The organism is Pseudomonas sp. ML2-2023-6 (genome assembly GCF_037055265.1).
GTDB classification, from domain to species: Bacteria; Pseudomonadota; Gammaproteobacteria; order Pseudomonadales; family Pseudomonadaceae; genus Aquipseudomonas; species Aquipseudomonas kulmbachensis.
Genome location: NZ_CP146347.1, coordinates 178,609 through 196,915 on the forward strand (window position 1 = coordinate 178,609; position 18,307 = coordinate 196,915).

Below are 18,307 nucleotides of genomic sequence, written 5' to 3' on the forward strand. Positions count from 1 at the left end.
TATAAACACCCCCTCAACGCTCAACTCAACAGGGCGTATATCGCAGGAGGCTCTTGAGCCTGCATAATCCGATAGCCATGTATGCGAGTCTTTTCCAGCATTCAAACGTTCAATACGTGAAGATTTTGTAGTGCCTTGTGATGTTTATAAAAAAGCAGCGCAGCATGCCTGAAACAACAAAAGGCCCCGAAGGGCCTTTTGCTTTACATCAGCTGCGACTTAAGCGAACGGGTGACGCAGAACGATGGTCTCGTTGCGATCCGGGCCAGTCGAGATGATATCGATCGGCGCGCCGATCAGCTCTTCTACACGCTTGATGTAAGCGCGAGCGTTAGCTGGCAGCTCTTCCAGGGTTTTGGCGCCCACGGTCGATTCAGTCCAGCCCGGCACTTCTTCGTACACAGGCTGCAGGCCTACGTAGCTGTCAGCATCGGTCGGTGCAATTTCAACACCATTTGCGTCGGTGTAGCCTACGCAGATGTTGATGGTTTCCAGACCGTCGAGTACGTCCAGCTTGGTCAGGCAAATGCCCGAGATGCTGTTCACATCGATAGCACGACGCAGGATAACGGCGTCGAACCAGCCGCAACGACGAGCACGGCCGGTAGTAGCACCGAACTCGTGACCTTGCTTGGCCAGGTGAGCGCCAACGTCGTCGAACAGCTCAGTCGGGAACGGGCCCGAACCTACACGTGTGGTGTAAGCCTTGGTGATGCCCAGGATGTAGTCCAGGAACATCGGGCCAACGCCCGAACCAGTAGCAACGCCGCCAGCAGTGGTGTTGGAGCTGGTCACGTACGGATATGTACCGTGGTCGATGTCCAGCAACGAACCCTGAGCGCCTTCGAACATGATGTCTTTGCCGGCGCGACGCAGGTCGTGCAGCTCGGCAGTCACGTCCAGCATCAGCGGCTTGAGCAGCTCGGCGTATTCCTTGCACTCGGCCAGGGTCTTGTCGAAGTCGATGGCTGGCTCTTTGTAGTAACCGACCAGCATGAAGTTGTGGTAATCCACCAGTTCACGCAGCTTGGCTTCAAAGCGCGGCATGTTCAGCAGATCGCCAACACGCAGGCCACGACGGGCAACCTTGTCTTCGTAAGCCGGGCCGATGCCGCGACCGGTAGTACCGATCTTCAGCTCGCCACGGGCCTTTTCACGGGCCTGGTCCAGCGCCACGTGGAACGACAGGATCAGCGGGCAGGACGGGCTGATACGCAGGCGCTCGCGCACCGGTACGCCTTTCTCTTCCAGCTTGATGATTTCACGCAGCAGGGCGTCGGGAGCAACCACGACACCGTTGCCGATCAGGCATTGCACGCCTTCGCGCAACACGCCCGACGGAATCAGGTGCAATACGGTTTTTTCGCCGTCGATTACCAGTGTGTGGCCAGCGTTGTGGCCACCTTGGTAACGCACTACAGCGGCAGCATGTTCGGTCAGCAGATCAACGATCTTGCCTTTGCCCTCATCACCCCATTGGGTGCCCAGGACTACGACATTCTTACCCATAACACTTGTCCTCATTCGCGCAAACTTGGTGCCGGCAGCCGCCGGCAGGAAAACTCAAGAAACCAGTGGCACTACTTGCCACAAGCCGTTCTGCTGAATCAATTGGCGGTCGCAGTCTGCCTCTTGGGCGCCAGCCTGCTGTTGCCCAGGCAATGCCTGAACCACACGCTGACCTTCACTGCGAAGCTGGCAAACCTGCTGCCAGAGTGCCGCATCTGTGCTGTCAGGCATCCAGATACCGCCAGACGGTAGCTCGACTTCAGCACGCCCCAGGGTCACCAGGGTTTTCAAATCGGTCGAGAAACCGGTAGCCGGACGGGCACGTCCGAAAACAGCACCGATATCGTCATAACGACCGCCCTGGGCGATGGAGTCCCCAACGCCCGGTACAAAGACCGCAAACACCACACCTGTGTGGTAGTGATAACCACGTAACTCACCCAGGTCAAAATACAACGGCAACTGCGGGAAACGCACAGACAACCGCTCGGCAATCGCCAGCAAGTCGTCCAGAGCAGCCACAACCGGGGCCGGAGCCTTGGCCAGACGCTCACGCGCAGCAACCAGCACCTCGCGGCCGCCACACAAACTAACCAATGCCTGCAGCATGCCTGCCAAATCAGCCGGCAAACCTTCGGTCAAGGCCGTTACTTCGTCGATCGCCTTGCGTTGCAGGGCGTCGAACAATTGTTGTTCCACTTCAACCGACAGGTTGGCCGCACGGGCCAGACCGCGGTAAATACCAACATGCCCAAGGTCCATGTGCACATCCGGCACGTCGGCCAGTTGCAGCATGGACAGCATCAGGCTGATCACTTCAACATCGCTGCTCGGGCTGGCATCGCCATACAACTCGGCGCCCAGTTGGATCGGGCTACGCGAGGATGACAAACCACGCGGCTGAGCATGCAGCACGCTGCCGGCGTAGCACAGACGACTCGGGCCTTCGCGACGCAGGGTATGCGCATCGATGCGCGCCACTTGCGGCGTGATGTCGGCACGAAAACCCATCTGGCGACCCGTTTGCGGGTCAATAACCTTGAAGGTACGCAAATCGAGATCCTGGCCAGCCCCTGTCAGCAGGGACTCCAGGTATTCGATATGCGGGGTGACGACGAACTCATAGCCCCAGCTCTGGAACAGATCCAACACCTGACGGCGCGCCACTTCAATGCGGGCAGCCTCAGGTGGAAGTACTTCTTCGATGCCATCTGGCAAGAGCCAGCGGTCTACCGTTGCCATTACGCCATTCCCCTATGATCCGGGCGGCCAGCCAAGCAGGCGAGCCTTGAGTAAAGCAGAACGTGGCTGCGTCTTGAGCGCGCACAGCAAAAAAGCCCAAGCGACAGGCTTACACAGCACATTCCTCGAAAAATCTGCCGATGCTGTAACAGCCATTCGGTCAATCAAACATACAGACGCAAAAAAGCCGGGAATTTCCCGGCTGCCGCATCATACACTCGTTTTCTAAAAGGATCACCCCGCCAGGCAATTTGCCCGCCCGGCGGAGTGAATACATGCCCTCTGATGAGCATGCAATACCCTCTGAAAACAGTGTGGGAGCGGCTTGCTGGCGATGGCATCGACTCGATTTGTCAGACAGATCGAGTTGGCTGCATCGCTGGCAAGCCAGCTCCCACTGGCTTGAAGCGCTTTTACTGCTGCGAAGGCTTGGATTTTTCCAGGTAGCGGAAGAAATCACTGCTTGGATCCAGTACCAGAACGTCGCTCTTGTTCGCAAAGCTTTCGCGGTATGCGCGCAAGCTGCGATAGAACTTGTAGAACTCCTGATCCTGGCCATAAGCCTTGGAGTAGATTGCGGAAGCCTGGGCATCACCATCACCGCGAGCTTCTTCGGACTGACGATACGCCTCAGCCAACAGCACACGGGCTTGACGATCGGCGTCAGCACGAATGCCTTCTGCCAGTTCGTTACCCTTGGCGCGGTGCTCACGAGCTTCACGCTCACGCTCACTGCTCATGCGCTCGAACACACTGCGGTTTACTTCTTTAGGCAGGTCGATGGCCTTGACCCGAACATCAACCACTTCGATGCCCAGCTCTTTTTCGGCCATTTTGTTCAACGATGCCGTCAGATCAGCCATCAGCGCATCGCGCTCACCGGACACAACCTCATGCAGCGTGCGCTTGCCGAACTGGTCACGCAGGCCCGATTCCAGACGACGCGACAAGCGCTCGTCAGCAATCTGCTTCAGACCCGAGGTCGCAGTGTAGAAGCGCTCGGCATCTTTTACGCGCCACTTGGCGAAGGCATCAACCATTACCGCTTTCTTTTCCAGCGTCAGGAAACGCTGCGTCGGAGCATCCAGCGTCATCAGGCGAGCGTCAAACTTGCGCACCTGGTTAACGTAAGGAATCTTCACATGCAGGCCAGGCTGAACATCGGCCTGAACCACGCGGCCGAAGCGCAACATAACGGCGCGCTCGGTTTGCGAGACGATGTAGAAGCTGTTCCAGGCAACAATCGCCACGACAACGGCAACAATAAGGGCGATCAGCGATTTATTGCTCATCAGCGACTCTCCCGGGTACGCGGTGGTGTCGGCAGGTCCGGATTGGCATGGGATACCGAATCCTTATTGCCCGCCGCGGCGGCTGAACCCGTTGCCGGGGTGCTGCCATTACGGCCTTCGATCATTTTGTCCAACGGCAAGTACAACAGGTTGCTCTGGCCGTTCTTGTTACCGGTCACGAGTACTTTGCTGGTGTTGCTGAAGACTTCCTGCATGGTGTCCAGATACAGACGGTCACGCGTGACGTCCGGAGCCTTGCGATACTCGGCTACCAGTTTGGTAAAGCGATCTGCCTCACCCTTGGCACGAGAGATCACTTCATCGCGATAGCCATTGGCGTTCTCGATGATGCGCTGAGCCTGACCACGCGCTTCCGGCACTACGCCGTTGGCGTAGCTTTCAGCCTGGTTGCGGGCACGCTGCTCGTCTTCACGGGCACGGATCACGTCATCAAAGGCTTCTTGCACTTCACGCGGTGCCGCTGCGCTCTGCACGTTCACCTGAGTCACGGTGATACCGGTCTTGTAGGTATCGAGGAAGCGCTGAAGACGCTCTTTGATATCTACAGCCATTTGTTCGCGGCCTTCGGTCAGAACCTGATCCATCGCAGTGGAACCCACTACGTGACGCAAGGCGCTGTCGGTGGCCTGCTGCAAGCTGACTTCCGGCTGATCGACATTAAGCACGAAGTCGCGCAGGTTGCTGATCTTGTACTGCACGGTCAACGGCACTTCGACGATGTTCTCGTCTTCAGTGAGCATCTGGCCCTGCTTGGTGTACGCACGCTCACGCGTCACGTTCTCCAGGTACTTTTTATCGAACGGAGGGAAGTAGATGTTCAGACCCGGCCCAACGGTGTCGTAGTACTTGCCCAGGCGCAGCACCACGGCTTGCTCCTGCTCATCGACTACATAGACCGCGCTGTACAGCCAAGCGGCAGCCAGTACGACCAGGCCGATCCCCAGCAGGCCATAACCAGCACCTTTACCGCCGTTCGATCCACCGTCGCTACTGCCACCACGTTTTTTTCCACCACCGAACAACCCATTCAGGCTTTCCTGCAGCTTTCGGAAGGCCTCGTCGAGATCTGGTGGTCCCTTGCGGTCGCCATTATTAGGGCGTTTGCCACCCCAAGGATCTTGATTATTCGAGTTGCCACCCGGCTCATTCCAAGCCATAGCGCTCTCCATCTGATAAAGCAAAGACGCGCCCACGGCGCGCCGACCAATGCTACAGAATGCCTATCACAGCGGCACGACCGCTTTGCGAGGCTTTTATTGCAAAGTGTGTTCTTCGATGAATTCCAGCGGCTGCATCCCTTCGCGGCTGACCAAGCGATTGAGCTCGGATCGCGGCAGGCGTACGTCCAGCAAACTGGAGCCCTCGTCGTCATGTTCTTCTTTCTGCACAACCCCCAGTTCGAAGAACTGTGCACGCAGTCGAGCAAAACGTTGCGGCAAGCGCAAGGTGCCAACAAACAAATCATTGCCCAGCAACTCGGCGATGGCCTGCTCAAGCAACTCCAGCCCTTGACCGTCACGGGCCGATAACCAGACCCGCTGCGGCTTGCCGTCGGCATCACGCTGGATCTGCGGCTCGACACCTTCAAGCAAATCGATTTTGTTGTAGACCTCGAGGATCGGCAAGTCCTGTGCACCAATTTCGCCCAGAACCACCATCACCTGCTCGATCTGCGCCATGCGCTCAGGTTCGTGCGCATCGATTACGTGCAGCAGCAAATCGGAATTGCTCGACTCTTCGAGCGTAGACCGGAAAGCCTCAACAAGCTTGTGCGGAAGGTGACGAATAAAGCCCACGGTATCGGCCAGTACAATCGGCCCCAGGTCGTCCAGATCCAGACGGCGCAAGGTCGGGTCGAGCGTGGCGAACAACTGGTCAGCGGCGAATACGTCAGAACCGGTGACCTTGTTGAACAGCGTGGATTTACCGGCGTTGGTGTAGCCCACCAGCGACACTGTAGGAATATCGGCGCGTTGGCGCCCTCTACGGGACTGCTCGCGTTGACTGCGGACTTTTTTCAGACGGGATTTGATCTGGCTGATGCGCACGCGCAACAGACGGCGGTCGGTTTCGAGCTGGGTTTCACCCGGCCCGCGCATACCAATGCCGCCACCTTGACGCTCAAGGTGAGTCCAGCCACGCACAAGACGCGTGCTCATGTGGTCAAGCTGGGCCAGTTCGACCTGCAACTTGCCTTCATGGGTACGGGCGCGTTGAGCGAAGATATCGAGAATCAGCCCGGTACGATCAAGTACGCGACACTCGAAAACACGTTCGAGGTTTCGCTCCTGACTGGGCGTGAGCACGTGATTAAAAATCACGATGTCGACCTTTTCGGCCTTGACCAGGTCGCGTAACTCCTCGACCTTGCCACTGCCAATCAGGTACTTGGCCGATGGCCGATGACGCGGCACGTTAAAAAACGCGACGGTCTCGGCGCCGGCCGATACAGCTAACTCCTGGAACTCCTGCGGATCTTCGCGCGCCTCAGGGTCCTGTCCTTCCAAGTGAACGAGGATTGCCCGCTCACCACCACCGTGGCGCTCAAAGAACAAAGCAGACTCCTATCAAGCGTTACCTGGTTCAGCGTCTGCCAGTTCAGATTCAGCTGCGCTTGGCAGACGAATCGGACGTACTGGTACGACTGTCGAGATAGCGTGCTTGTAAACCATTTGGCTGACGGTGTTTTTCAGCAGAATCACGAACTGGTCGAAAGACTCGATGGTCCCCTGCAGCTTGATCCCGTTGACCAGATAGATGGAAACGCCAACCTTCTCTTTACGCAAAGTATTCAAGTAAGGGTCTTGTAGCGAATGCCCTTTTGACATATGCCGCACTCCTGTAAGGATAAAAAATAGAAACAAAAATTAGATGACCGCTGTCGCCACATCCATAGGATAGACGGCATTTGCCAAGACTCAGCTCAATATGGAGACCGATTCCAGGTATTTCAAGGCTCGTGGCAGATTGTCGCAGTCCAGACTGTCCAACCAATGCAGGTTGTCCCAACTACGCAACCAGGTGAACTGACGCTTGGCCAATTGGCGCGTAGCAATGATGCCGCGCTCCTGCATCTCGGCCGCTGTCAGCTTGCCGTCCAGGTAATCCCAGACTTGGCGATAGCCTACAGCACGTATAGACGGCAACCCTGAATGCAGGTCACTTCTACGGCGCAGGCTTATGACCTCGTCAATGAACCCCTGTTCCAGCATCTGCCCGAATCTTTGTGCAATTCGTTCATGCAGCACCTGACGATTCGCCGGAGCGATGGCCAGATGCGCGACAGTATAGGGCAATTGGCTGTGCCCAGAAGCCGCTGCTTTAGTCGTTTGCTCAGATTGTTTTTGCCGATGCTCCGTCACGCTCATCCCACTGACCCGATAAACCTCCAAAGCTCGCGTCAGACGCTGCGGATCATTGGGATGGATCCGCGCCGCAGACTCGGGGTCGATGGCCGCCAACTGGTCGTGCAGGGCTTGCCAGCCAAGGCGTTGGGCCTCTTCTTCGAGCTGCGCCCGCACTTCAGCGTCAGCTGGAGGCATATCTGCCAGGCCATCAATCAGGGCCTTGTAATAGAGCATGGTGCCGCCCACCAGCAACGGAATATTGCCCCGCGCGGTGATTTCGGCCATGGCCTTGAGCGCGTCGCGGCGAAAGTCAGCCGCCGAATAGCTTTGCGCCGGGTCGAGAATATCGATCAGTTGGTGAGGATGTGCGGCCAGAATCTCTTTCGAGGGCTTGGCCGTACCGATGTCCATGCCGCGGTAGACCAGCGCCGAATCGACACTGATCAGCTCGCATGGCAGTACCTTGCTCAGCTCGATCGCCAGGTCGGTTTTACCGGCAGCAGTCGGCCCCATCAAAAATATGGCCGGGGGTAAAGCGTTGGAACCTGTCATCAGCGACCGCGCAAAAAGAGTTTGTCCAAGTCGTCCAGGCCCATTTGGGTCCAGGTGGGACGACCATGATTGCACTGACCACTGCGCTCGGTGTTTTCCATGTCACGCAACAAGCCGTTCATTTCCGCAATCGCCAAACGGCGATTGGCGCGGATTGCACCGTGGCAAGCCATGGTGCCGAGCAGCTCGTTGAGGTGAGCCTGAATCCGGTCACTGGTGCCGTATTCCATCAAGTCGGCCAGTACGTCATGTACCAGACGCTGCGCTTCAGCCTGCTTGAGCAACGCCGGAATCTGGCGGATGGCGAGGGTTTCCGGGCCCAGGCGTTGTAGCTCAAAGCCCAGGCGCTGGAACCACTCGGCGTGTTCTTCGGCGCAATCGGCTTCACGCTGACTGACCGCAATCGATTCCGGCACCAGCAGCGGCTGCCCGCTCAGACCTTCGCTGGCCATGGCGATTTTCAGGCGCTCGTACATGATCCGTTCGTGGGCCGCGTGCATATCCACCAGCACCAGCCCTTGAGCGTTTTCAGCGAGGATATAAATCCCTTTGAGCTGCGCCAAGGCAAAGCCCAGCGGCGGGATATCGCCCTGCCCGTCCGGCAACGGCGCAGCGCCGGCCTCGGGCAATGGCGCAAAGAATTCACGATAGGCATTGCGTGCTTCTTCGACAGGAACCGAAGGCGCGGAAGACTGAGGGCCGTACTGATATTGATAACCTGCCCCGGCCCCCGAACCCGCTACATGCTGGGTCGGCGCAGATTGCGGCTGCTCCAGTACGTTGGCCGCCAAGCGCATTTCACCTTGTGGGCCAAACTCACCGGCATCCAGACCCGTTGGCCGATCAGCCCCCGGTACGGGCGCAGGTGCAGCCAACTGATCTTCCGGGCGCACATCGCCCAAGGCGCGGTGCAAAGTGCCGTACAGGAAGTCATGCACCATGCGCCCGTCGCGGAAGCGCACTTCGTGTTTGGTCGGGTGCACGTTGACGTCAACCACTGAAGGGTCGACTTCAAAAAACAGTACAAAGGTCGGATGCCGACCGTTGAACAGCACATCGCGATACGCCTGGCGCACCGCATGGGCCACCAGTTTGTCGCGCACCGCACGGCCATTTACATAGAAATACTGCAAGTCGGCCTGGCTGCGCGAGAAGGTCGGCAAGCCGACCCAACCCCACAGATGCAGGCCATTGCGCTCAATCTCGATTGGCAGCGCCTGCTCCAGAAACGCCGAGCCGCACACCGCTGCCACACGCCGGGCGCGGGCAGTATCGTCGTGAGCCTCATGCAGATTGAGGATAGTCTTGCCGTTGTGGCGCAGATTGAACGCCACATCAAACCGCGCCAGCGCCAGACGCTTGATCACTTCTTGCAGGTGATCGAACTCGGTTTTTTCGGTTTTAAGAAATTTACGCCGCGCCGGAGTATTGAAAAACAGGTCGCGCACTTCAACCGAGGTACCCACCGGATGTGCAGCCGGTTGAACCCGCGGTGCCATATCGCGCCCTTCGGTCTCAACCTGCCACGCCTGATCGGCGCCACGGGTACGCGAAGTCAGGGTCAAACGAGCAACGGAGCTGATGGAAGCCAGCGCCTCACCGCGAAAGCCCAGGCTCATCACCCGTTCAAGGTCTTCGAGGTCACGAATCTTGCTGGTGGCGTGACGCGCCAGCGCCAACGGCAAGTCGTCGCTGGAAATACCGCTGCCATCGTCACGCACCCGCAGCAGCTTGATCCCGGCCTGCTCGACGTCCACGTCGATACGCTTGGCGCCGGAGTCCAGGCTGTTTTCCAGCAACTCTTTAATCACCGATGCCGGGCGCTCAACCACCTCGCCCGCGGCAATCTGGTTGGCCAGGCGCGGGCTGAGCAGCTCAATCCGTGCGCTGCTGTTCAATACCGCGTCACTCATTGTTGAGCCGCCAGGGCGGTGGCCGGAATATTCAGGTTCTGGCCGATTTTCAACTCATCGGTTTTTAAACCGTTGCTCGAGCGCAGTGTCGCCACGCCCACCTGATAACGCACAGCAATCATCGCCAGAGTTTCGCCAGGGCGAACCGTGTGTTCGCGGGCGCCTTGGGCAATTTTGCCGGTATCACGCAGCCAGGCGATATAAGTGCCCGGTGGCGGGTTTTGCTGGAAGAACTGGCGCACGCCGCTGCTGATCGAACGGGCCAACGCTTGCTGGTGACTGCTCGACGCCAGCTTGGAGGCTTCATTGCTATTGGAGATAAACCCTGTTTCGACGAGGATCGAAGGGATATCCGGCGACTTGAGCACCATAAACCCGGCCTGCTCCACGCGCTGCTTGTGCAACGGTGTCACCCGACCGATGTTGCTCAGGACTTTTTGCCCCACGTTCAGGCTGGAAGTCAGCGAAGCCGTCATCGACAGGTCGAGCAATACGCCTGCCAGCATGCGGTCCTTGTCATCGAGACTCACGTTACCCGCACCACCGATCAAGTCAGAACGGTTTTCGCTGTCTGCCAGCCAACGGGCGGTCTCGGAAGTCGCGCCACGTTCAGACAAGGCAAACACCGAAGCACCAAAGGCTGCCTTGGACGGTGCGGCGTCAGCGTGAATCGACACAAACAGGTCGGCGCCCTTCTTGCGGGCGATTTCGGTACGGCCACGCAGCGGAATAAAGTAGTCGCCCGTGCGCGTCAGCTCAGCCCGGAAGCCTTTCATGCCGTTGATCTGGCGCTGCAGCTCTTTGGCAATCGCCAGCACCACGTCTTTCTCGCGCTGCCCTGCCGAGCCCGAAGCACCCGGGTCTTCACCACCGTGACCGGCGTCAATCACAACCACGACACTGCGCTTGCCACTCGGAATCGGCGGCAGTTTCACGTCAGGTTGAGCCGGAGTGACCGGCACCACAGGCACCGTCGCCACGTTGGTGGCAGGCAAGCTTGGTGTGAGGTCGGCACCTTGGTCATACAGGTCGACCACCAAACGGTTGCCGTACTGTGCATTGGGCGCCAGAACGAAGCTCTTGGGAGTGACGGCCTTTTTCAGGTCGATCACCACGCGCAAATCTGTTGGGGTTCGTTGCGCCGAGCGCATGCTGGTAATCGGTGTGTTGGCCGTCGCTACATTCAACGGCCCGGCCAGGGTCGCGCCATTGATATCAATCACCAGACGATCAGGCGCCGTCAGGGTAAATACGCTGTGTTGCACTGGGCCAGTAAGATCAAATACCAGTCGTGTGTTGTCCGGCGCCCGCCACAACCGCACGCTTTTGACCTGTGTTGCCGCCACAGCATTGACCGCCATGACACTGAGCAACACACCCACCACACTTACTAACGCGCGAAAGCGCATACCAAACCCCATCATTATTTGTATTCCGGTGCCAATGCGGCACACCAAGACTCGCCACGTGAACCTTGGGGCGTCAGTTTCAGAAAACGCCCGGTGTTGTGCGGGCTAATGGTAATGGTCAGGTCGGGCTTTGGCAAAAAGCCTGCACCTTTATCGGGCCACTCGATCAAGCATAGGGCGTCTTCGTCGAAATAGTCGCGAATCCCCATGTACTCCAGCTCTTCAGGGTCGACCAGGCGATACAAGTCAAAGTGAAAAACGCGAATATCGCCAATTTCGTAAGGCTCAACCAGGGTAAAGGTCGGACTTTTAACCGAACCGGTATGACCAAGGCCGCGAATCAGGCCGCGGGACAAGGTCGTCTTGCCCATGCCCAGGTCGCCGTCCAGAAAGATCAGGCCGTGTCCTTGAGTAACCGTCGCCAGTCGCGCGCCAAATGCGCTCATTGCCTCTTCATCGGCCAGTTGCAGTGTTATTTCGTGCACGGTGCGTGTTCCTCCAACAACTGTCGAATGGCTGGAATCAAATCACTGGCCGCCAGCCCACGGCCCAATTGTCCTTGTTGTTCTCCGGCGCGGGCATGCAGCCACACCGCCAGGCACGCCGCATCAAAAGCGCTCATGCCCTGAGCCAGCAGCGCGCCAATCACGCCTGCCAGCACATCACCCAAACCGGCCGTGGCCATCGCCGGGTGACCGTCATTACAAATGGCCAACTCGCCAGGCAGCCCTGCTACCAGACTGCCTGCACCTTTAAGGACGCACACAACTGAATACTTTTTAACCAGGGCGCGAGCCGCTGCCGGGCGATCAGCCTGTACTTGTTCGGTACTGATACCCAATAAACGCGCAGCTTCACCAGGATGCGGGGTGATTACCGAACCGGGCGCCAGCTCAATACCTGAGTTGGACAGCAGATTCAGTGCATCGGCATCCCACACCTGAGGCATTTTTGCCTGCGCAGCAGCCGACAACAGACTACGCCCCCAAGGCCCTTGGCCCAACCCCGGCCCGACTACAACCACCGAGGCCTGCGCCAAAACGCCCATCAACTGATTGGCCGACGAGACCCCCAGGGTCATCACCTCAGGCACGCGGACCAAGGCTGCGGGCACGTGCTCGGGGCGCGTAGCCAGCGATACCAGCCCTGCGCCACAGCGCAATGCTGCGTGTGCGCTCAAGGCAATCGAGCCGCCAAACCCACGGTCGCCGCCCACCAGCAGCACATGCCCGAACTGGCCTTTATGGGCACTTGGAGCACGTGCAGGCAGCCGTGGCAGGTTATCTGCGCGAAGGGCTTTGGGTCCAACTGACAGGTGTTTGGTCTGGGGCATGCGTGTCGAGCTCCGATGTCTGGCAGAATTATACGCATCTCAGCTCCGGTTTCTCTTGCCTCATGCCTGCTATTACTGCCGATCTCCCCGCTCTCGCTCAGTCCATCAAGGAATGGGGTCGTGAGTTGGGCTTTCAACAAGTCGCCATTGCTGGCCTCGACCTGGGAGAACACGAACACCATCTGCAACGCTGGCTCGATGCGGGCTATCACGGCGACATGGACTACATGGCCGCCCACGGCAGCAAGCGCTCACACCCTGACGAGCTGGTACCCGGCACATTGCGCGTGGTTTCCCTGCGCATGGACTACCTGCCCGGCGACACCCATATGGCGCAATTACTGGCCCAACCCGAAAAGGCCTACGTGTCGCGCTACGCCTTGGGCCGCGACTACCACAAGCTGATCCGCAAGCGCGTACAGCAATTGGCCGACCGCATTCAGGCGGATATTGGCCCGTTTGGCTTCCGCGCCTTTGTCGACAGCGCCCCGGTGCTGGAAAAAGCCATCGCCCAACAAGCTGGTTTGGGCTGGATCGGCAAAAACACCCTGGTGCTCAACCGCAAGGCGGGCAGTTACTTCTTCTTGAGCGAGTTATTTGTCGACTTGCCGCTGCCGGTCGACCCACCCCACGAGACCGAACACTGCGGGCGCTGCACCGCTTGCCTGGACATTTGCCCCACCAATGCCTTTGTCGGGCCCTATGTGCTGGATGCACGCAAATGCATTTCGTACCTGACCATCGAGCTGAAAACCGCGATCCCCGAAGAACTACGCTCAATGATCGGCAATCGGGTGTTTGGCTGTGATGACTGCCAGATCGTGTGCCCGTGGAACCGTTTTGCCCGTACCACGACTGAAGGTGACTTCAAGCCCCGGCATAACCTGGACAACGCAGGGTTGGCCGAACTGTTTATGTGGGATGAAGACACGTTTTTGAGCCGCACCGAGGGTTCACCGCTACGTCGGGCGGGGTATGAGCGCTGGTTGCGTAATTTGGCGGTAGGGTTGGGCAATGCGCCTTCAACGATCCCGGTACTGGAAGCGCTGAAGGCTCGGCGTGACTACCCGTCAGAGCTGGTACAAGAGCATGTGGAGTGGGCGCTTGAACAGCACGCCCAACGTGCCTGACACACCGCCACTCCCCCAGGTTCGTGCCTGCAGCTTAATGCTCATCGTTATAAACAAACTTGGGCATTTCCCAGTTAAAGCGAATCGCCAGCAAGCGCAGCAATAACCCACCGAACAGCGTGACGAAAATCGCCTGTTCATTGGGCATTTCCATATAAGTACACAGCAAGAAACACCAGGCCGCTGCAAACGACACGCTGGCATACAGCTCGCGGCGGAAGATCAACGGAATGTCGTTGCAGAAGATGTCACGCAAGATGCCACCAAAAACCCCGGTAATCACCCCGCTCACCGAAGCCACCAGCATGCCCTGGCCCATTTCCAGGGCGGTCATGCAGCCAATCAAGGTAAACGCCACCAGTCCCAACGCATCGAGGACCAAAAACAGCGAGCGCAAATGGCGCATCAATGGCGCGATAAAGATCGTCACCAGTGCGGCGAAAGTGGTCAACACCAGGTATTCCGGGTGTTTCACCCAGGTCAGCGGGTAATGCCCCAGCAGCACGTCGCGCACCGAGCCGCCGCCTAACGCGGTGACGCAGGCAATCAGCACCACCCCGAACCAGTCCATGCCCCGACGCCCGGCAGACAGCGCGCCAGTCATGGCTTCAGCAGTAATGGCAACTAAATAGAGCATCAACAACATGGCGGCGATCCTTGCAATAAGGCGCGCAGTCTACTCAGTTGGTGCGGGCACCAAAAGGGGGCAGCCGGGACTCTGCTTCTGCAGCCGCTGCCGAAGGCTGCGATAAGGGCCGAAGGACCTTCAACAGCAGGGCCGCTACGCGCCCCATCGCAGCCTGCGGCAGCGGCTACAGAGCGCTGATTAGAACTTGATGAAGTGCTTGCGGTAGTGCTGCAACTCGGCAATCGATTCGCGGATGTCATCCAGCGCCAGATGCGTGCCCTTTTTCACCAGGCTGTCGCGCACTTCCGGGGCCCAGCGAGCTACCAGCTCTTTAAGCGTCGAGACGTCCAGGTTGCGATAGTGGAAGTAGCTTTCGAGGGCTTTCATGTGGGTGTACAGGAAGCGGCGATCCTGGCAGATACTGTTGCCGCAGATCGGCGATTTGCCTTTTGGTACCCATTGTTCCAGAAACGCGATGGTCTGCGCTTCGGCTTCAGCCATGGTCGTGGTGCTGTCCTTGACCCGTTGGGTCAGGCCGCTGCCGCCGTGGGTGCGGGTGTTCCACTCGTCCATGCGGGCCAACACTTCATCACTGTGGTGGATGGCAATCACAGGGCCTTCAGCCAAGGTGTTGAGGTTGCTGTCGGTGACGATGGTGGCCATTTCAATAATGACGTCGTTGTCAGGGTCCAGACCGGTCATTTCCAGGTCGATCCAGATCAGGTTCTGCGCGTTTTGCATAATGGCCTCCAGTGCTTAGTCGCGCAGTTTAGCTTAGGCATGCGGCCCTCGTGCTAAACTCGCCAGCGTTTTACCTTCCTTATCGTTTTATCAACACGGAACACCCATGGCCAAACGCCAGCTCAATCGTCGTCAGAATTGGCGCATCGAAAAGATCCAGGGCGAGCGCGCTGCCCGCGCCGCCAAACGCGAATCCAGTGCCGTCGAAGCGCTTGAAGGCGGTGATTTAGGCCCCGAGCAACTCGGTCTGGTGATCGCGCACTTTGGTGTGCAGGTCGAAGTCGAAGCCCAGGAAGGCGAGCTCAAAGGCCAGATGTTCCGTTGCCATCTGCGTGCAAACCTGCCCGCACTGGTCACCGGTGACACGGTTGTATGGCGCGCAGGCAATCAGGGCATCGGCGTTATCGTCGCCCAGTTGCCGCGTAAAACCGAGCTGTGCCGTCCTGACAGCCGTGGCCAACTCAAGCCGGTCGCCGCCAACGTCGATATGATCGTGATTGTGTTCGCGCCCATGCCCGAGCCGCACGCCAACCTGATCGACCGCTATCTGGTGGCCGCCGAGCACGCCGGGATTCGCCCGCTGTTGCTGCTCAACAAGGCTGACCTGATCGACGACCAAAACTCACCGGCGCTCAATGCCTTGCTGGGGGTTTATCGCCAGCTGGGTTATCCGGTGCTGGAAGTGTCAGCCCATCACGGCGACGGCATGCAGCAGTTGCAAGCGCAACTGGATGGCCATATCAGCGTGTTTGTGGGCCAGTCGGGCGTGGGCAAGTCGTCCCTGGTCAACAGCCTGCTACCAGAGGTCAACCTGCGGGTTGGGCCGTTGTCGGAAGTCTCCGGCCAAGGTACGCACACCACCACCACGGCGCGGTTGTTCCACTTCCCGGGCGGTGGCGAGTTGATCGACTCCCCGGGTATTCGCGAGTTCGGTTTGGGCCACGTAAGCCGCGCCGATGTTGAGGCGGGCTTTATCGAGTTCAACGACTTGATCGGCACTTGCCGCTTCCGCGACTGCAAACACGACCGCGAGCCGGGCTGTGCTTTGCTGATGGCTCTTGAAGATGGCCGCGTGCAGCAGCAACGCATGAACAGCTATCGCTCGATCATTGCCAGCTTGCCTGAGTCGAGTTACTAAGCCGCATAAATGTAGCCGCTGCCGCAGACTGCGATCGAGCCCGAAGGGGTCGCGCTTTTCAGAGCGAAGGTCCTTCGGACCTTATCGCAGCCTGCGGCAGCGGCTACAAAGTTACGGTGCCTTGTCGTCAAACAAGTTGAGCTTCTGGCGCTCTTCATGCATCGGCATCGGCTGTTTATCGGCAGGAAGCTTGATCGGATCGACCGGCTCTTTGGGCAGATCCTGTGGCTTCACCGACTCGGCCCCTTGCTCACCCTCAATCGCTTGCTGGGCCTTTTTGGTCAGTACCACGATATCGATTCGGCGGTTGATCGGGTTATAGGGGTCGGCCTTGTCGAACAACACTGACGAGGCATAACCCACTACCCGGGCAATCTGCGTTTCCGGGTAGCTGCCCGCCACCAGGGCACGCCGGGCCGCATTGGCGCGGTTGGCCGACAACTCCCAGTTGCCAAAATCACCACCTCCCGCATAGGGCATGGCATCGGTGTGGCCGCTGATGCTGACTTTGTTGGGCACAGCCTTGATGGTGTCAGCCATGGCCAGCAAGATATCTTCGAAGTACGGCTTGAGCCGCGCACTGCCAACATCAAACATCGGCCGGTTTGCCGCGTCGGTGATTTGAATTCGCAGACCGTCAGGGGTGATCTCGAACAGCAGCTGATCCTTGAATTTGCGCAGTTGCGGGTTTTCTTCGACCTTGTTCTGCAACTCCTGAAGCAGCAGTTCAAGGCGCTCTTTCTCGACTTGTTCGGCCATGCTCTCAACCTGCTCCGCATCGACCTTGATCTTGTCGGGCTGCGGCTGCAGTTTTTCTTCAGGATTGAGGGTGTTCTCCGGCGCCAACGCGGGCGTGCCGCCCAAATCAATGATGTACGGCGTGCCGCTCTCACTGAAACCGATCGGGTCTTTGAAATACCCGCCAATGGCGATTTTTTGCTCTGGAGTGGCGGCCGTCATCAGCCACATCACCAGGAAGAACGCCATCATTGCCGTGGCAAAGTCAGCGAAGGCAATTTTCCAGGCACCACCGTGATGGCCTGAAGCGTAGCGTTTGACGCGCTTGATGATGATGGGTTGGTTGTTTTCCATAAATCAGCGACCGCGAACCACTTGTTCGAGCTCGGAAAAACTTGGTCGATGCTTGGGATACAGCACTTTACGACCAAATTCGACTGCCAGTGACGGCGGCATGCCCGAGGCCGAAGCTACCAGCGAAGCCTTGATCGACTCGTACACGTTGAGCTCTTCCTTGGCGTCGTGAGCCAAGGACGTCGCCAAAGGCCCGAAGAAACCGTACGCAGCCAAAATACCGAAGAACGTCCCCACCAAGGCCGCACCAACGTGCATGCCGATTGCCGCCTGATCACCTTCACCCAGCGAAGCCATGGTCACGACAATACCCAATACCGCCGCCACAATACCGAAGCCGGGCATGCCGTCCGCGATCCCGGTAACGGCATGGGAAGGATGCTCCAGTTCTTCCTTGAGGTTGAACAGTTCCATGTCGAACAGCCCCTCCAGCTCGTGGGGTGCCATGTTGCCCGACGACATGATGCGCAGGTAATCACAGATAAACGCGGTCATGCGCTCATCTTTAAGTACCGTGGGGTATTTGGAGAAGATCGGACTTGCAGCCGCGTCTTCAATATCGCTCTCGATGGCCATCATGCCTTCGCGGCGACTCTTGTTCAGAATCTCGTAAACCAGCCCCAGTACTTCCAGGTAAAAAGCGTGGGAGAACCGCGAGCCAAACATGCCGAGTGATTTTTTGATCACATGCATGGTCATGTAACCGGGGTTGGCTTGCAGGAACGCGCCAAAGGCCGCCCCACCGATGATCAAAACCTCGAACGGCTGGATCAGCGCCCCGATCTTGCCGTGGGAAAGCACGTATCCGCCGAGCACACTCGCGAACACAACAATGATGCCGATAATTTTAGCCATAGATATAAAGGTACTTAGTAAGTCGGGGTCGAGGTCATATTCCAGCGAAGCTAAAACTCTTCTTCTCCTTATCGGCGAATCTGCGCCAGACTATAGGCGGTAAAG

17 protein-coding genes are annotated in these 18,307 nt (G+C 58.2%); 2 read left to right on the top strand and 15 right to left on the bottom strand.

Annotation, left to right across the window (positions count from 1 at the left end):
- Positions 1–219 precede the first annotated feature (219 nt).
- The 11 genes from V6L79_RS00765 to V6L79_RS00815 form a co-directional block, all read right to left on the bottom strand.
- Complete coding sequence (locus tag V6L79_RS00765) at positions 220–1,509, bottom strand: adenylosuccinate synthase (protein ID WP_261739970.1); 1,290 nt, start codon at positions 1,507–1,509, stop codon at positions 220–222.
- A gap of 54 nt (positions 1,510–1,563) precedes the next feature.
- Positions 1,564–2,751 (bottom strand): ATP phosphoribosyltransferase regulatory subunit, encoded by a 1,188-nt coding sequence (locus tag V6L79_RS00770; RefSeq protein WP_261739971.1) that lies wholly within the window; start codon positions 2,749–2,751, stop codon positions 1,564–1,566.
- Between the two features lie 413 nt (positions 2,752–3,164).
- Positions 3,165–4,043, bottom strand: a complete 879-nt coding sequence (hflC, locus tag V6L79_RS00775; protein ID WP_261739972.1) for a protease modulator HflC — start codon at positions 4,041–4,043, stop codon at positions 3,165–3,167.
- On the bottom strand, positions 4,043–5,221 hold the full coding sequence (gene hflK / locus V6L79_RS00780) for an FtsH protease activity modulator HflK (RefSeq protein ID WP_261739973.1): 1,179 nt from the start codon (positions 5,219–5,221) through the stop codon (positions 4,043–4,045). The genes hflC and hflK overlap by 1 nt, the downstream gene beginning before the upstream one ends.
- 96 nt (positions 5,222–5,317) lie before the next feature.
- Positions 5,318–6,619, bottom strand: coding sequence for a ribosome rescue GTPase HflX (hflX, locus tag V6L79_RS00785; protein WP_261739974.1), 1,302 nt, complete (start codon positions 6,617–6,619; stop codon positions 5,318–5,320).
- Between the two features lie 12 nt (positions 6,620–6,631).
- On the bottom strand, positions 6,632–6,892 hold the full coding sequence (gene hfq, locus V6L79_RS00790; RefSeq protein WP_003439025.1) for an RNA chaperone Hfq: 261 nt from the start codon (positions 6,890–6,892) through the stop codon (positions 6,632–6,634).
- 90 nt (positions 6,893–6,982) lie between these two features.
- On the bottom strand, positions 6,983–7,963 hold the full coding sequence (gene miaA / locus V6L79_RS00795) for a tRNA (adenosine(37)-N6)-dimethylallyltransferase MiaA (protein WP_261739975.1): 981 nt from the start codon (positions 7,961–7,963) through the stop codon (positions 6,983–6,985).
- On the bottom strand, positions 7,963–9,876 hold the full coding sequence (mutL, locus tag V6L79_RS00800) for a DNA mismatch repair endonuclease MutL (RefSeq protein WP_405046607.1): 1,914 nt from the start codon (positions 9,874–9,876) through the stop codon (positions 7,963–7,965). Before mutL ends, miaA begins: the two co-directional genes overlap by 1 nt.
- On the bottom strand, positions 9,873–11,297 hold the full coding sequence (locus tag V6L79_RS00805) for an N-acetylmuramoyl-L-alanine amidase (RefSeq protein WP_261742510.1): 1,425 nt from the start codon (positions 11,295–11,297) through the stop codon (positions 9,873–9,875). Before V6L79_RS00805 ends, mutL begins: the two co-directional genes overlap by 4 nt.
- A gap of 2 nt (positions 11,298–11,299) precedes the next feature.
- The gene (tsaE, locus tag V6L79_RS00810) at positions 11,300–11,770 is read right to left on the bottom strand and encodes a tRNA (adenosine(37)-N6)-threonylcarbamoyltransferase complex ATPase subunit type 1 TsaE (RefSeq protein WP_261739976.1); all 471 of its coding nucleotides are present in this window, start codon (positions 11,768–11,770) and stop codon (positions 11,300–11,302) included.
- Positions 11,758–12,618 carry an NAD(P)H-hydrate dehydratase gene (locus V6L79_RS00815; RefSeq protein WP_338579684.1) on the bottom strand — a complete coding sequence of 287 codons (861 nt, stop codon included), beginning with the start codon at positions 12,616–12,618 and terminating at the stop codon, positions 11,758–11,760. Before V6L79_RS00815 ends, tsaE begins: the two co-directional genes overlap by 13 nt.
- Before the next feature lie 62 nt (positions 12,619–12,680).
- Between V6L79_RS00815 and queG the strand changes: the two genes are divergently transcribed.
- Positions 12,681–13,748, top strand: coding sequence for a tRNA epoxyqueuosine(34) reductase QueG (queG, locus tag V6L79_RS00820; protein WP_261739978.1), 1,068 nt, complete (start codon positions 12,681–12,683; stop codon positions 13,746–13,748).
- A gap of 34 nt (positions 13,749–13,782) precedes the next feature.
- Here the strand turns inward: queG and V6L79_RS00825 are convergent, their stop codons facing one another.
- Entirely contained in the window at positions 13,783–14,394 is a 612-nt protein-coding gene (locus V6L79_RS00825) for a trimeric intracellular cation channel family protein (RefSeq protein WP_016783297.1), read from the bottom strand.
- A 180-nt stretch (positions 14,395–14,574) separates the two neighbouring features.
- Entirely contained in the window at positions 14,575–15,117 is a 543-nt protein-coding gene (orn, locus tag V6L79_RS00830; protein WP_133076648.1) for an oligoribonuclease, read from the bottom strand.
- A gap of 106 nt (positions 15,118–15,223) precedes the next feature.
- Here orn and rsgA point away from each other — a divergent pair, with 106 nt between their 5' ends.
- On the top strand, positions 15,224–16,255 hold the full coding sequence (gene rsgA / locus V6L79_RS00835) for a small ribosomal subunit biogenesis GTPase RsgA (RefSeq protein ID WP_019826259.1): 1,032 nt from the start codon (positions 15,224–15,226) through the stop codon (positions 16,253–16,255).
- Between the two features lie 111 nt (positions 16,256–16,366).
- On the opposite strand, the gene motB is transcribed toward rsgA, so the two are convergent.
- Positions 16,367–17,347, bottom strand: a complete 981-nt coding sequence (gene motB, locus V6L79_RS00840; protein ID WP_261739979.1) for a flagellar motor protein MotB — start codon at positions 17,345–17,347, stop codon at positions 16,367–16,369.
- A 3-nt stretch (positions 17,348–17,350) separates the two neighbouring features.
- On the bottom strand, positions 17,351–18,202 hold the full coding sequence (motA, locus tag V6L79_RS00845; RefSeq protein WP_261739980.1) for a flagellar motor stator protein MotA: 852 nt from the start codon (positions 18,200–18,202) through the stop codon (positions 17,351–17,353).
- Positions 18,203–18,307 lie beyond the last annotated feature (105 nt).